General features: G+C 65.4%; 11 protein-coding genes. 6 read left to right on the top strand and 5 right to left on the bottom strand.

What is annotated here, in order from left to right:
- Positions 1 to 374 precede the first annotated feature (374 nt).
- The gene (locus ACXI0U_RS07115; RefSeq protein ID WP_479549942.1) at positions 375 to 1,043 is read left to right on the top strand and encodes a TIGR04211 family SH3 domain-containing protein; all 669 of its coding nucleotides are present in this window, start codon (positions 375 to 377) and stop codon (positions 1,041 to 1,043) included.
- Between the two features lie 36 nt (positions 1,044 to 1,079).
- Here ACXI0U_RS07115 and bchE read toward each other — a convergent pair whose 3' ends face one another.
- The 3 genes from bchE to ACXI0U_RS07100 all read right to left on the bottom strand — a co-directional run bounded on the left by bchE (position 1,080) and on the right by ACXI0U_RS07100 (position 5,822).
- Positions 1,080 to 2,615: a magnesium-protoporphyrin IX monomethyl ester anaerobic oxidative cyclase gene (gene bchE, locus ACXI0U_RS07110; RefSeq protein ID WP_431483958.1), complete on the bottom strand. Its 1,536-nt coding sequence runs from the start codon at positions 2,613 to 2,615 to the stop codon at positions 1,080 to 1,082.
- Positions 2,616 to 2,769: 154 nt separating this feature from the next.
- Positions 2,770 to 4,155: a cysteine--tRNA ligase gene (gene cysS, locus ACXI0U_RS07105; RefSeq protein ID WP_271660585.1), complete on the bottom strand. Its 1,386-nt coding sequence runs from the start codon at positions 4,153 to 4,155 to the stop codon at positions 2,770 to 2,772.
- Entirely contained in the window at positions 4,155 to 5,822 is a 1,668-nt protein-coding gene (locus ACXI0U_RS07100) for a glutamine--tRNA ligase/YqeY domain fusion protein (RefSeq protein WP_431483957.1), read from the bottom strand. Before ACXI0U_RS07100 ends, cysS begins: the two co-directional genes overlap by 1 nt.
- Before the next feature lie 121 nt (positions 5,823 to 5,943).
- Here ACXI0U_RS07100 and ACXI0U_RS07095 point away from each other — a divergent pair, with 121 nt between their 5' ends.
- The 3 genes from ACXI0U_RS07095 to ACXI0U_RS07085 all read left to right on the top strand — a co-directional run bounded on the left by ACXI0U_RS07095 (position 5,944) and on the right by ACXI0U_RS07085 (position 8,598).
- The gene (locus ACXI0U_RS07095; protein ID WP_043246712.1) at positions 5,944 to 6,438 is read left to right on the top strand and encodes a peptidylprolyl isomerase; all 495 of its coding nucleotides are present in this window, start codon (positions 5,944 to 5,946) and stop codon (positions 6,436 to 6,438) included.
- Positions 6,435 to 7,157 carry a UDP-2,3-diacylglucosamine diphosphatase gene (gene lpxH, locus ACXI0U_RS07090; protein WP_431483956.1) on the top strand — a complete coding sequence of 241 codons (723 nt, stop codon included), beginning with the start codon at positions 6,435 to 6,437 and terminating at the stop codon, positions 7,155 to 7,157. Before ACXI0U_RS07095 ends, lpxH begins: the two co-directional genes overlap by 4 nt.
- A gap of 103 nt (positions 7,158 to 7,260) precedes the next feature.
- Complete coding sequence (locus ACXI0U_RS07085; RefSeq protein ID WP_184489328.1) at positions 7,261 to 8,598, top strand: SPFH domain-containing protein; 1,338 nt, start codon at positions 7,261 to 7,263, stop codon at positions 8,596 to 8,598.
- A gap of 63 nt (positions 8,599 to 8,661) precedes the next feature.
- Here ACXI0U_RS07085 and ACXI0U_RS07080 read toward each other — a convergent pair whose 3' ends face one another.
- The gene (locus ACXI0U_RS07080; protein WP_431483955.1) at positions 8,662 to 9,270 is read right to left on the bottom strand and encodes a MiaE family protein; all 609 of its coding nucleotides are present in this window, start codon (positions 9,268 to 9,270) and stop codon (positions 8,662 to 8,664) included.
- Positions 9,271 to 9,486: 216 nt separating this feature from the next.
- On the opposite strand from ACXI0U_RS07080, the gene ACXI0U_RS07075 reads away from it, so the two are divergent.
- On the top strand, positions 9,487 to 10,350 hold the full coding sequence (locus ACXI0U_RS07075) for a universal stress protein (RefSeq protein ID WP_316924625.1): 864 nt from the start codon (positions 9,487 to 9,489) through the stop codon (positions 10,348 to 10,350).
- Positions 10,351 to 10,425: 75 nt separating this feature from the next.
- Here the strand turns inward: ACXI0U_RS07075 and ACXI0U_RS07070 are convergent, their stop codons facing one another.
- Entirely contained in the window at positions 10,426 to 10,902 is a 477-nt protein-coding gene (locus tag ACXI0U_RS07070) for a DUF1289 domain-containing protein (RefSeq protein WP_043246700.1), read from the bottom strand.
- Between the two features lie 400 nt (positions 10,903 to 11,302).
- On the opposite strand from ACXI0U_RS07070, the gene acnB reads away from it, so the two are divergent.
- A complete protein-coding gene (gene acnB / locus ACXI0U_RS07065; RefSeq protein WP_316924623.1) occupies positions 11,303 to 13,903 on the top strand; it encodes a bifunctional aconitate hydratase 2/2-methylisocitrate dehydratase in 2,601 nt (866 codons plus the stop codon).
- The last annotated feature ends 264 nt before the right edge of the window (positions 13,904 to 14,167 follow it).

The raw sequence follows: 14,167 nt of genomic DNA, 5'->3' as shown, positions 1-14,167 counted from the left end.
CTCCGCTCTACCCATCCTACGAATGCGGCCCCATACGAATACGGCCCCGTAGGATGGGTAGAGCTTTGCGAAACCCATGCGGTGCAGCTGCACGGAGTGCCCGGTGGAGTGAGGGCCACCCTTGTATCTCGACTAGCTATCCGACATGAGCTCCCTTTTCCGCTCGACCACCCGTCTCGCTTGCGGGGCCATGAGTGAACTACGCGGGGTCGCGGATTGTCAGTTCGCTGTCGGCTCGAACCGGGTGGATGGCGTGGCCATTCGCCACCCGGACGCTGCGCAGCCATCGCTCTTTCTGAATGCGATGCTCGCCTGGCCGGCGTTTATCACGCCCGCGCTTCGGGTTCCGTTCCATAGCCAGTGAAGATTGCCCCATGCCCCTGACCCGTCATCTGCTCGCCCGTGCTCCTTCGTTCTCCTCCCGCGCCATCGGCGCCTGCCTGCTGGGCGGCCTGCTGCTGGCCGGCATGCCCGCGCAGGCCGAGGAGAAAGCCGACAACACGCGCTGGGTGAGCGACAGCCTGAGCACCTATGTGCGCAGCGGCCCCACCGATGGCTACCGCATTGTCGGCACCCTGGTTTCCGGGCAGAAAGTCGAGCTGCTGAGCGCCCAGGGCGACTACAGCCAGGTGCGCGGCGAGAACGGTAGCGCCGTGTGGATCCCCACCCGCGACCTGCAATCGGTGCCCGGCCAGGCCGAGCGCCTGCCGCAGCTGGAACAGAAGGTGACCGAGCTGAGCACCGAACTGGGCGGTATCGACGAGACCTGGAAAACCCGCGTGCAAGGCATGCAGGAGACCATGGACTCGCGCAAGGCGTTGATCGACGAAGCCCAGGCCGCCCGCGCGGCCCTGGACAGCGAGCTGAGCCAGGCCCGCTCCGAGCTGCGCGAGGTGCAGGCGCAACTGGGTGACGAGAACAAGCAGGTGCTGATGCGCTACATGGTCTACGGCGGCAGCATCGCCGGCGCAGGCCTGCTGCTCGGGTTGATCCTGCCGACCATGCTGCGGGTCAAACGCAAGCGCAGCGACCAGTGGGTCTGACCCGCTGAGCGACCGGGGAGCGCGCGGCTCCCCCATTCAGCTCGCGGCCCGCGCGATCACCTCCACCGCCGCCCTGCCCTTGCGCTTGTCCAGCAGGTATTCACGCCCTGCCAGCGAGGCGCCAAGGAACTCGCGGAGCGTCGGCCCCGCCTTGAGCAGCCGCGTGGCGAAGAGGAACTCCGCCAGCTCGTGGAACCACACGCGACGACCGATACGGGTGTACCAGGCCATGGCATGGCGGAAGTCCGCATCCGGGTGCAACAGCAGGCGACCGAGGGCCCTGGGGCGGGCCTGCATGCAGACCTCGATCGTCTTGAACCAGAGGAACACCCGCCAGGCCGGCACGCGCTGCACTGCCAGCACCTGGTGCTTGTAGTCCCAGCGACGGGTGTCGGTCTGGATCACCCGGCGCTGCTCGGCCGTTTCGTAGAAGGGCGTCCAGCGGTGCGGGGTGACGTAGAGCAGCTGGATCTGGTCCGGGTCGTAGCGCAGCAGGTGGCGCAGGGAGCGCCAGTAGTCGGCGTCGGTTTCCTCCTGGAAGCCGATCACGTAGGTGGCCATGGAAACGATGCCGTGCCGGCGCAGCAGGCGGATGGCCTCCTGGTCCTCACGGGTGGTACCGCCCTTGCGGATCGCCTCAAGGGTGCCTTCGTCGTAGCTCTCGATACCCAGCAGGAAGCGGATCACCCCGGCCTTGCGGTACAGGTGGAGGATGTCGGCATCGCGGACGATGTCGCCGGCACGGGTGGAGCCCACCAGCAGCAGCGGCACGTCTTCGGCGATCAAGGCTTCGAGGAAGGCCTTCCACATCTTGCGCGAGCCGGTGGGCAGCTCGTCGGCGAAGTTGATCAGCTCCACGCCCTGTTCCCGGTGCAGGCGTGCCAGCTCCCGGGCCAGGCGCACCGGGTCGCGGTGCCGCCAGCGGGTCCAGAACCCGCGCTGGCCGCAGTAGTTGCACAGGTAGGGACACCCCCGGGAGAACTGCACCACCACTGCCCGCTTGCCGCCCCAGTAGGAGTAGTGGGCGTGGTCGATCAGCTCCCAGCCCACGCGGTAGTCGTCGAGGTTGCGCAGCATGGCGGCGGCAGGCGTGGCGTAGGGTTCGCCCAGGTAGCGCAGGGCGATGCCGTGGACGTCCAGTGGCGGGTGCCCCTGCGCCAGGGCCTGCATCAGCGAGAGCGCGGTCTGCTCGCCCTCCCCGCGCACGATGAAGTCGACTTCCACCACCTCCTGGAGGATTTCGTCCCAGTGGTAGCTGGGGTGCACGCCGCCGTAGACGATGACCAGTTCGGGCAGCACGCCCTTGAGGGCACGACAGATGTCCACCACCGTCGGGTGCGCCGAGCTGGAGCCGGAGTGCCCGAGCATCACCACATCCGGCGCCGTCGCCTGGATGCGCGCCACGGTCTGCGCCACGCTCAGCCCCTCGCGGTCCGCATCCAGCAGCGAGACGTGGAAGCCCGCATCCAGCAGCGGCCCGCCGATGGCGAGCAGCCCCAGGGGCGGCAGGTGCTCGCGGGGCAGGCGGCTGCCGATGGCGGTGTGGGGCGGGTTGATCAGGGTGATGTCCACGGCGACGTCCTTTTCCTCGGGGCGGGTCGCCTTTATGCACGCGCGCCGTGCAGGCTGCGTGGACCGCAGATGGAGTTGCCGTGGAGTTTCGGTGAAGGTTTCGGCGCCCAAGAAAAAGGCCGCTCGAAAGCGGCCTCGTTCATAACGCGTACGACTACTCGGCGAGGCGCCAGGTGGTGCCGCCCTTGCCGTCTTCCAGGACCACGCCCAGGGCGGTGATCTGGTCGCGGATGCGGTCGGACTCGGCCCAGTTCTTGTCCGCACGCGCTTGCAGGCGCGCCTGGATCAGGGCTTCGACCTCGGCCGCATCGACCTTGCCGGTGGCGCCGGCCTGGAGGAAGGCGTCCGGGTCCAGTTGCAGCAGGCCGAGCAGGCCGCCCAGGGCCTTGAGACGGGCCGCCAGGGCTGCCGCGGCGGCCAGGTCGGTGTCGCGCAGGCGGTTGACCTCGCGGGCCATGTCGAACAGCACGGCGACGGCTTCGGGGGTGTTGAAGTCGTCATCCATGGAGGCATTGAAGCGCTCGACGAAGGCTTCGCCCTCGGCGGCGGGCGCCTCGGGCAGGCCGCGCAGGGCGGTGTAGAAGCGTTCCAGCGCGCCCTTGGCTTCCTTGAGGTTGTCTTCGGAATAGTTGATCGGGCTGCGGTAGTGGCTGGAGACCAGCAGGTAGCGCACCACCTCGGGGTGGTACTTCTCCAGCACCTCGCGGATGGTGAAGAAGTTGCCCAGGGACTTGGACATCTTCTCGCCGTCCACGCGCACCGCACCGGCGTGCATCCAGGCCTTGGCGTAGAGCTTGCCGGTGGCCGCCTCGCTCTGGGCGATCTCGTTCTCGTGGTGGGGGAACACCAGGTCCGGGCCGCCGCCGTGGATGTCGAAGGTCTCGCCCAGGCAGCAGGTGGACATCACCGAGCACTCTATGTGCCAGCCGGGACGACCGGGGCCCCAGGGCGATTCCCAGCTCGGCTCGCCGGGCTTGGCGCCCTTCCAGAGCACGAAGTCCAGCGGGTCTTCCTTGGATTCGTCGACCTCGATGCGTGCGCCGATCTTCAGCTCGTCGATGCGACGGCGGGACAGCTTGCCGTAGCCCTCGAACTTGCCCACGCGGTAGTAGACGTCGCCATTGCCGGGGGCGTAGGCGAAGCCCTTGTCGATCAGGGTCTGGATCATCGTGTGCATGCCGGCGATGTGGCCGGTGGCACGGGGCTCGATGTCCGGGCGCAGCACGGCGAGGCGCGCCTCGTCTTCGTGCATGGCGGCGATCATACGGTCGACCAGGGCCTCGAACGGCTCGCCGTTCTCCTGGGCGCGACGGATGATCTTGTCGTCGATGTCGGTGATGTTGCGCACGTAGGTCACGTCGTAGCCGCGCTCACGCAGCCAGCGGGTGACTACGTCGAAGGCGACCATCACGCGGGCGTGGCCGATGTGGCAGAAGTCGTACACGGTCATGCCGCACACGTACATGCGCACGCTGTTGCCTTCCAGGGGCTGGAAGGCTTCCTTGACCTTGCTGAGGGTGTTGTAGATCGACAGCGCCATCATTGCCCCCAGGAATCACGCAGGGTGACGGTGCGGTTGAACACCGGCTTGCCGGGCTGCGAATCCTTGAGGTCGGCGACGAAGTAGCCTTCGCGCTCGAACTGGAAGCGCTCCTCAGGCTGCGCATTGGCCAGGGACGGCTCGGCGCGGCAGCCGGTGAGCACCACCAGCGACTCGGGGTTGATGTTGTCGAGGAAGCTGCCGCCCTCTTCGGATTTCTCCGGGTTCGCCGAACGGAACAGGCGGTCGTACAGGCGCACTTCGCACTCGACGCTGGCTGCGGCCGGCACCCAGTGGATCACGCCCTTGACCTTGCGGCCTTCGGGGTTCTTGCCGAGGGTGTTCTCGTCATAGGAGCAACGCAGCTCGACGATGTTGCCGGCGGCATCCTTGATGGCTTCGTCGGCGCGGATCACGTAGCTGCCGCGCAGGCGCACTTCGCCACCCGGGATCAGGCGCTTGAAGCCGGCCGGCGGGACTTCTTCGAAGTCGCTGGCGTCGATGTAGATCTCGCGGGCGAAGGGCAGCGCGCGAACGCCCATGTCTTCCTTGGGGTGGCGCGGCAGTTCGAGGTTCTCGACCTGGCCTTCCGGGTAGTTGGTGATGACCACCTTGAGCGGTTTGAGCACGCACATGGCGCGGGAAGCGGTGGCGTCCAGGTGGTCACGGATGCTGAACTCCAGCATGCCGATGTCGACCACGCCACTGGCACGGTTGACGCCGACCATCTCGCAGAAGTTGCGGATCGATTCGGGGGTGTAGCCGCGACGGCGGTAGCCGGAGAGCGTCGACATGCGCGGGTCGTCCCAGCCGCTGACGTGCTTCTCGTCCACCAGCTGCTTGAGCTTGCGCTTGCTGGTGATGGTGTAGTTCAGGTTCAGGCGCGAGAACTCGTACTGGCGGGGCTGCGCGGGGACCGGCAGGTTGGCCAGGAACCACTCGTAGAGCGGGCGATGGTCCTCGAACTCCAGGGTGCAGATGGAGTGGGTGATGCCTTCGATGGCGTCCGACTGACCGTGGGTGAAGTCGTAGCTGGGGTAGATGCACCACTTGTCGCCGGTCTGGTGGTGGTGGGCGTGGCGGATGCGGTAGAGGATCGGGTCGCGCAGGTTGATGTTCGGCGAGGCCATGTCGATCTTGGCGCGCAGGGAGCGGGCGCCATCCGGGAACTCGCCGGCCTTCATGCGGGCGAACAGATCCAGGTTCTCTTCCACCGAGCGCTCGCGGAACGGGCTGTTCTTGCCCGCCTCGTGCAGGCTGCCGCGGTATTCACGCATCTCTTCGGCGTTGAGGTCGCAGACGAACGCCTTGCCGGCCTTGATCAGCTCGATGGCCCAGGCGTGCAGCTGGTCGAAATAGTTGGAGGCGTAGCGCACCTCGCCGGACCACTGGAAGCCCAGCCATTTCACGTCGCTTTCGATGGCGTCGATGTATTCCTGGTCTTCCTTGGCCGGGTTGGTGTCGTCGAAGCGCAGATGGCAGTCACCGCCGAATTCCTGGGCCAGGCCGAAGTTCAGGCAGATCGACTTGGCATGGCCGATGTGCAGGTAGCCATTGGGCTCCGGCGGGAAGCGGGTGACGATCTTGGCGTGCGTACCGGCATCCAGGTCGGCCTGGACGATGGGGCGGAGGAAGTTGGCGGCGGCGGGGGTCTCAGGCTTGCTCATGGGATCCTTAGGTCTACGGGTGCGCGGCACAGGGTAGGCCGGTCAAATCAAAGCGCTTATCATAGCCGAAGCTGTCAACCCCCTGACAGGCCTTCGAATTCTCGACAGAGCGAATACCGAAATGATCAAGCTGCACACCAACCATGGCGTCATCACCCTGGAACTCTTCGAAGACAAAGCCCCGGAAACCGTGGCCAACTTCAAGGAGTACGTGAAGGCCGGCCACTACGATGGCACCGTCTTCCACCGCGTGATCTCCAACTTCATGATCCAGGGCGGCGGCTTCGAGCCGGGCATGAAACAGAAGACCACCCGCGCCTCCATCAAGAACGAGGCCAACAACGGCCTGTCGAACAAGGTCGGCACCGTGGCCATGGCCCGCACCATGGAGCCGCACTCGGCGTCCGCGCAGTTCTTCATCAACGTTTCCGACAACAGCTTCCTCAACCACAGCGCGCCGACCGTGCAGGGCTGGGGCTACGCGGTGTTCGGTGAAGTGACCGAAGGCATGGACGTGGTCAACAAGATCAAGGGCGTGGCCACCACCATGAAGTCCGGCCACCAGGACGTACCGGTCGAAGACGTGATCATCGAGAAGGCCGAGATCGTCGAGTGATCCTGCTGATCTCCGATCTGCATCTTGAAGAGGAGCGCCCGGATATAACCCGGGCGTTTCTTCGTTTCCTGCAGACCCGCGCCAGCCAGGCCGAAGCGCTCTACATACTGGGTGACTTCTTCGAGGCCTGGATCGGCGACGACGCCATGACCCCCTTCCAACGCTCCATCGCCCAGGCCCTGCGCCAGGTGGCCGATGGCGGCACGCGCATCTTCCTGATGCATGGCAACCGCGACTTCATGATCGGCACGCGCTTCTGCCGCGAAGCCGGCTGCACCCTGCTGGCGGACCCGAGCCGCGTCGTGCTCGCCGGCCACCCGGTGCTGCTGATGCACGGCGACAGCCTGTGCACCCGCGATGAGGCCTACATGCGCATGCGGCGCATCCTGCGCAACCCCGTCGTGCTGTGGATACTGCGCCACCTGCCGCTGGCCACCCGTCACAAGCTGGCACGCAAGCTGCGCAGCGAAAGCCGCATGCAGACCCGGCAGAAGGCGGTGGAAATCACCGACGTCACCCCGGAAGAAATCCCGCGCCTGCTGGCCGAACAGGGCGTACCGACGCTGATCCACGGTCATACCCACCGCCCCGCCGTGCACGAACTGCAGGTCGGCGGCCTGCCCGCGCAGCGCATCGTCCTCGGGGATTGGGATCGCCAGGGCTGGGCCCTGGAAGTCGACGAACAAGGCTTCCGCCAGGCACCGTTCGCCCTCGACTGAGCCGCGCAACGCGAACTCCTCCGCAGGCCGCGCCTACTCTCCTTGACGGGATGGCACGCGGCCAGCAGCATCGCCGCTTTCGATTTCACGTCAAGGAGCGACCATGCCGTTCAGCGATTCCCCCTATATCAAGTACCTGGTCGGCGCCGTCGCCGGCCTGGCCGCCGCCTTCGTGCTGTTCAACGGCATCTTCTTCTACAACGAAGCCGGTTTCGCCACCCACGTGCGGACCATCTTCGGCGAAGAGAAAGTAGTGGATGACGTCGGCTACGCCACCAAGTGGTTCGGCCGCGCCACGCCCTGGAAGAAGGCCCTGAGCGTGCAATCGGTGCTCACCGAAGCGCTCAACCAGATCGACGACACCAGCGACAACGACTCCCTGGGCGCCACCATCGAGGCCTTCCCCATCGTCTTCCTCGGCAACGTCGACGCCAAGGTGGAATCCTCCGCGCGCTTCCGCCTGCCCAGTGGCGAGCAGTTCCTCAAGATCGCCCAGGAATACCGCAACCCGGAGAACTTCATCCGCACCGCGCTGGTACCGGCGATCAAGGAAACCCTGCAGGCCACAGCCTCGCTGATGACCGCCGATGACTTCTACGCCGGCGCCCGCAGCGAGTTCGCCGCCGAGTTCGAAAACCAGCTCAACGACGGCCTCTACCTGATCAAGCGCAAGGAAGTGCGTGGCCCGCGTGGCCACGTGCCGCAGCAGACCGCCATCCTCCAGGCCGGCACCGAGCAGGGCAGCTTCGGCGATAACAACGCCAGCCAGTTCATCACCGAGAAGGTGATCGACGCCAAGGGCATGCCGGTGCGCAAGCAGCAGCAGTTCCGCAAATACGGCGTGGAAGTGGTGGAGGCGCGCATCACCAACGTCGACCCCAACCCGCAGTACAAGCAGCGCATGGTCAAGGTGCAGCAGGCCCTGGCCGAGCTGGCCGTGGCCCGGCAGAACCGCCTGAAGGAAGAGGAAGAGAAGCTGCTGGTCACCGCCCGCGGTGAGAAGGAAGTGGAAGCCCGCCGCCAGGAAACCCTGCGCGACCAGATCGAGCGCACCACCCAGGCCGAGACCGAGAAGCAGCTGGCGCGCATCAACGCCGAGCGCGAAAAGGGCCGTGCCGAGATCGAGAAGCAGACCGCCGAGCTGCTGCGTGACAAGGCCAGCATCACCGCCCAGGCCACCAAGATCACCGCCGACGCCGAAGCCTATGCCCGCGAAGCGGTGATCAAGGCGGACGGCGCGCTGCAACCCAAGCTCGATGCGCTGATCGCCATCAACAAGGTGTGGGCCGAGGCCGCCGCCCAGGCGCCAGTACCCAGCGTGATGATGGGCGCCGGGCAGAACGGCGCCAGCAGCCGCCAGGACGAGATCGGCCAACTGATGGGCGTGCTCGCCACCAAGGCGGCCCGTGACCTGGCGCTGGACCTGAAAGTGAAGGACTGAGCCCTCTCCGGCCACAAAAAAAGCGCCCCTCGGGGCGCTTTTTTCATGTGGGGTGTCGTCGGCTCACTGGGTGACCGGCACGCCACTGTGGAAGCGAAACTCCTCGTCCGTGCTCTCGATCAGCTCGCGCTCCACGTCCCGGACCTTCTCGATCACCGCATCCACGTCCGCCGCCTCACCGTACTGGTAGGCCAGCTTCAGGTAGCCCTGGTAGTGGCGCGCCTCGCTCTTCAGCAGGCCGAAGTAGAACTTGCCCAGTTCTTCGTCCAGATGCGGCACCAGCGCCTCGAAACGCTCGCAGGAGCGCGCCTCGATGAAGGCACCCACCACCAGGGTGTCCACCAGCTTGGCCGGCTCGTGGTTGCGCACCACCTTGCGCAAGCCGGAGGCGTAACGCGCGGCAGATACCGCGCGCAGCGGCACGCGACGCTTCTTCATGATGCGCAGGACCTGCTCGTGGTGGACCAGCTCCTCACGGGCCAGGCGCGACATGAAATTGATCAGGTCCAGGCGCGTGTTGTACTTGGCGATCAGCGCCATGGCGGTGGACGCCGCCTTGTACTCGTTGTTCTTGTGATCGATCAGCAGGGTTTCCTGGTCCGCCAGCGCGGCCTCCACCCAGGCGGCAGGCGTGCGGCAGCCAAGGAAGTCGTGGATTTCCGGGAGGTTCATGGGCGAGGCGCTCCCTGGCGGGCGATGACGAGGGAAAACGGAACGGCGGGGATGGCGGACAAGGGCATGGCAATCTGGTCGGGCGGGCAATGGCGGAGCATTATACGGGGGCTGCAGGCCGCAGCCAGCTTGATGCACTGATATATGTCAAGAACGCGAAGCGTCCAGGGCAGCTACAGTGGTTCCAGCTATATGTCTTCCAGGGAGAGCACGACCATGCAAGCCATCCGCAGCATCCTCGTGGTAGTTGATCCGAACCACCCCGATGGCCTGGCGCTCAAGCGCGCCAAACTGATCGCCGGGGTGACCCAGTCGCACCTGCACCTGCTGATCTGCGACCGCAAGGCGGATCACGCCGCCTACCTCGCCGACCTGTCCGGCGCGCTCGCCAGCGAAGGCTACAGCGTGACCAGCCAGCAGGCCTGGAACGAAAACCTGCACCAGACCGTGATCGCCGTGCAGCAGGCCGAAGGCTGCGGCCTGGTGATCAAGCAGCATGTGCCGGACAACCCGCTGAAGCGCTTCCTGCTGACGCCGGACGACTGGAAGCTGCTGCGCTACTGCCCCGGCCCGGTGCTGATGGTGAAGACCGACACGCCCTGGACCGGCGGCATCGTTCTCGCGGCCGTGGACGTCGGCAACAGCGACGGCGAGCACCGCACCCTGCACGCCAGCATCATCAGCCACGGCTACGACATCGCCGGGCTGGCCAAGGGCACCCTGCACGTGATCAGCGCCCACCCCTCGCCGATGCTCTCGGCGGCGGACCCGACCTTCCAGCTCAAGGAAAGCATCGAGGCGCGCTACCGCGCCGAATGCCGCAGCTTCCAGGAGGAGTTCGACGTCAGCGACGAGCGCCTGCACGTGGAGGAAGGCCCGGCCGACGTGCTCATCCCCCATGTCGCCCACAAGCTCAAGGCGGCGGTGACGGTGATTGGCACCATCGCCCGTACCGGCCTCTCCGGCGCGCTGATCGGCAACACCGCCGAAGTGGTGCTGGACTCGCTGGAAAGTGACGTGCTGGTCCTCAAGCCGGACGAAATCATCGCCCACCTGGAAGAGCTGGTCGCCCAGCGCTGACCCGCCCCATGAAAAAGCCGCCTCGATGGGCGGCTTTTTCGTGCCTGGCGTTTCGCTGCCATGGAGGGAGGGGGCTCAGACGCGGCTCTCCATTCCCTCCAGCAGGAAGCGCGGCGCGATGTAGCGATCGTAGTGGGCTTCCGACAAAAGGAAGAACTCCCGATCGATGGCCTCGCGCAGCTCCGGCAACGTCCAGCCGCGGAACTCGGGCATCAGCGCCACGCCGTAGGCGTCCAGGCGGTTGATCATGCGCGAGGCACGGGCGATGAGCTGGTAGGCCCAGCAATAGGCGGACTGCTCCGGCACGAAGCGGACCTGGCGCTGCTCCAGCTGCATGCGCAGGCGATCTTCGTCGAAAACCTCGAGTTTTGCGGTCATCACCTGGACCAGGAGGATTTCCAGACGGCGCCAGACGGCGCGTTTTTCCTCGTCGTTGTAGAGGTTCCAGTTCACCACTTCATGGTGGAAGCGCTTGCAGCCACGGCACACGAGATCCCCGTAGACGGTGGAGCAGAGGCCGACGCAGGGCGTCTTGATGCGCTGATTGGACATGGCGGGAGGGTCTGGGAAAGCACGAACAGGCCGGCATCTTAGCCCTTTGTCTAGGCAGGGTCACCCCAAGAAACCCAGGGCTTTTGTCTTAACTTCGGCTCAGCTTTCCTTTAGAATTGGCCCGCCATTTTAGGCGCCAATGTCCGTTGGAAGCTGTTTTCAAAGCGTCACGAGCACAGTCCACCCGGCAGGAAAATTGGCGTTGGGCACTCCCCAGCGAGTGCCTTGCGCCAGCCCTCATCAGGCCTTCCTTCCGGCGTAAAACTTTGAAAACAGCTTCTGGATGGAACCAACGAAACCCTGGCCAGGCAGCTCACAAAGCTGCGCGGCGCACGTGTTCGCTGGATTCCTGGATGAGCGTCCCGGACAACTCCTTGGGACCACTGATGAGGGTAAAACTGTGCTTGAAGCCTATCGCAAACACGTACAAGAGCGTGCCGCCCAGGGTATCGTGCCCCAGCCGCTGAACGCCGAACAAACCGCAGGCCTGGTAGAGCTGCTGAAGAACCCGCCGGCCGGCGAAGAAGAATTCCTCGTAGACCTGATCACCAACCGCGTTCCGCCGGGCGTGGACGAAGCGGCCTATGTAAAGGCCGGTTTCCTCTCCGCCGTCGCCAAGGGTGAAGCCAAGTCCCCGCTGATCACCAAGCAGCGCGCCACCGAACTCCTCGGCACCATGCAGGGCGGCTACAACATCGCCACCCTGGTCGAGCTGCTGGATGACGCCGAGCTGGCCGCCGCCGCTGCCGAACAGCTCAAGCACACCCTGCTGATGTTTGACGCCTTCCACGACGTAGCCGAGAAAGCCAAGGCTGGCAACGCCCACGCCAAGGCCGTGCTGGAGTCCTGGGCCGCTGGCGAGTGGTTCACCAGCAAGCCCGCTATCGCTGACAAGTACAGCCTGAGCGTGTTCAAGGTCACCGGCGAAACCAACACCGACGACCTGTCCCCGGCTCCCGATGCCTGGTCGCGCCCGGACATCCCGCTGCACGCCCTGGCCATGCTGAAAATGGCCCGTGACGGCATCGTCCCCGAGCAGCAAGGCGCCATCGGCCCGCTGAAGCAGATCGAAGAGATCAAGGCCAAGGGCTTCCCGGTCGCCTACGTCGGTGACGTGGTCGGTACCGGTTCCTCGCGTAAATCCGCCACCAACTCGGTGCTGTGGTTCTTCGGCGACGACATCCCCTACGTGCCGAACAAGCGCGCTGGCGGCTTCTGCTTCGGCTCCAAGATCGCCCCGATCTTCTACAACACCATGGAAGACGCCGGCGCCCTGCCGATCGAGTTCGACGTATCGAACATCAACATGGGCGACGTGATCGACGTCTACCCGCACGCCGGTAAAGTCTGCAAACACGGCACCGACGATGTCATCACCACCTTCGAACTGAAGACCCCGGTGCTGCTCGACGAGGTCCGCGCTGGCGGCCGTATCCCGCTGATCGTCGGCCGTGGCCTGACCGAGAAAGCCCGTGCCGAACTGGGCCTGGGTTCTTCCGACCTGTTCAAGAAGCCGGAACAGCCCGCCGACAGCGGCAAGGGCTTCACCCTGGCGCAGAAGATGGTCGGCAAGGCGTGCGGCGTAGCCGGCGTTCGCCCGGGCACCTACTGCGAGCCGAAGATGACCACCGTCGGTTCCCAGGACACTACTGGCCCGATGACCCGCGACGAGCTGAAAGACCTGGCGTGCCTGGGCTTCTCCGCCGACCTGGTGATGCAGTCCTTCTGCCACACCGCCGCGTACCCGAAACCCATCGACGTCACCACCCACCACACCCTGCCGGACTTCATCCGCACCCGTGGCGGCGTGTCCCTGCGTCCTGGCGACGGCATCATCCACAGCTGGCTGAACCGCATGCTGCTGCCTGACACCGTCGGCACCGGTGGCGACTCCCACACCCGCTTCCCGATCGGCATCTCCTTCCCGGCCGGTTCCGGCCTGGTGGCCTTCGCCGCCGCCACCGGCGTCATGCCGCTGGACATGCCCGAATCCGTTCTGGTGCGTTTCAAAGGCAAGCTGCAGCCCGGTATCACCCTGCGTGACCTGGTCCATGCGATCCCCTACTACGCCATCCAGAAAGGCCTGCTGACCGTCGAGAAGAAGGGCAAGATCAACGCCTTCTCCGGCCGCATCCTGGAAATCGAAGGCCTGGACGACCTGACCGTCGAGCAAGCGTTCGAGCTGTCCGACGCCTCCGCCGAGCGTTCCGCTGCGGGCTGCACCATCAAGCTGCCGGAAAAGGCCATCGCCGAGTACCTGCAGTCCAACATCACCCTGCTGCGCTGGATGATCGGCGAAGGCTACGGCGATGCCCGCACCATGGAACGTCGCGCCCAAGCGATGGAAGCCTGGCTGGCCAACCCGCAGCTGATGGAAGCCGACAAGGACGCCGAATACGCCGAGATCATCGAGATCGACCTGGCCGACGTGAAAGAGCCGGTTCTCTGCGCTCCGAACGACCCGGACGATGCCCGCCTGCTCTCCACCGTTGCCGGCGACAAGATCGACGAAGTGTTCATCGGTTCCTGCATGACCAACATCGGCCACTTCCGCGCTGCCGGTAAGCTGCTGGACAAGGTCAAGGGCTCGATTCCGACCCGCCTGTGGCTGTCGCCGCCGACCAAGATGGACCAGCACCAGCTGACCGAGGAAGGCTACTACGGCATCTACGGCAAGGCCGGCGCGCGCATGGAAATGCCGGGCTGCTCGCTGTGCATGGGTAACCAGGCACGCGTAGCGTCGAACTCCACCGTGGTTTCGACCTCCACCCGTAACTTCCCGAACCGCCTGGGCGATGGTGCCAACGTGTACCTGGCCTCCGCCGAGCTGGCAGCCGTCGCGTCCATCCTGGGCAAGCTGCCGACCGTCGAGGAGTACATGGAATACGCGAAGAGCATCGACAGCATGGCTGCCGACGTTTACCGCTACCTGTCCTTCGACCAGATCGCCGAGTACCGCGAAGCCGCTGCGAACGCCAATATCCCGGTCGTTCAAGCCTAAGCCTCACCGGCCATGAAGAAGCCCCGCCCCGTGCGGGGCTTTTTTATGGGCGCGATTTGCGCCGAACACCACACTCACAAACCCCGCGGGAGCGAATTCATTCGCGAAACTCTTCGCTGCCCCAGGTCCGCCGAACCGAGAACCGAACCGAAGAAACGCCATCTCGCCGAACCGTGCCGCACACCACGAATTCACCCTCTCCCGCCTTGCCAGCCCACCGCCAGCGGCTATGTTCCAAGGAGAAGCGCCCAACCGCTCATTCCA

The sequence above is a fragment of the Pseudomonas sp. C9D1 genome (genome assembly GCF_056491235.1).
Note: the sequence above shows the minus strand (reverse complement) of the source record. Positions and strands in the feature narration are given on the sequence as shown.

Coding starts and splice junctions, on each gene's coding strand:
- ACXI0U_RS07115 (WP_479549942.1), top strand. CDS start 375: ATGCCCCTGACCCGTCATCTGCTCGCCCGTGCTCCTTCGTTCTCCTCC.
- ACXI0U_RS07070 (WP_043246700.1), bottom strand. CDS start 10,902: ATGTCCAATCAGCGCATCAAGACGCCCTGCGTCGGCCTCTGCTCCACC.
- ACXI0U_RS07085 (WP_184489328.1), top strand. CDS start 7,261: ATGCCGTTCAGCGATTCCCCCTATATCAAGTACCTGGTCGGCGCCGTC.
- cysS (WP_271660585.1), bottom strand. CDS start 4,155: ATGGCGCTGTCGATCTACAACACCCTCAGCAAGGTCAAGGAAGCCTTC.
- ACXI0U_RS07080 (WP_431483955.1), bottom strand. CDS start 9,270: ATGAACCTCCCGGAAATCCACGACTTCCTTGGCTGCCGCACGCCTGCC.
- ACXI0U_RS07100 (WP_431483957.1), bottom strand. CDS start 5,822: ATGAGCAAGCCTGAGACCCCCGCCGCCGCCAACTTCCTCCGCCCCATC.
- ACXI0U_RS07095 (WP_043246712.1), top strand. CDS start 5,944: ATGATCAAGCTGCACACCAACCATGGCGTCATCACCCTGGAACTCTTC.
- ACXI0U_RS07075 (WP_316924625.1), top strand. CDS start 9,487: ATGCAAGCCATCCGCAGCATCCTCGTGGTAGTTGATCCGAACCACCCC.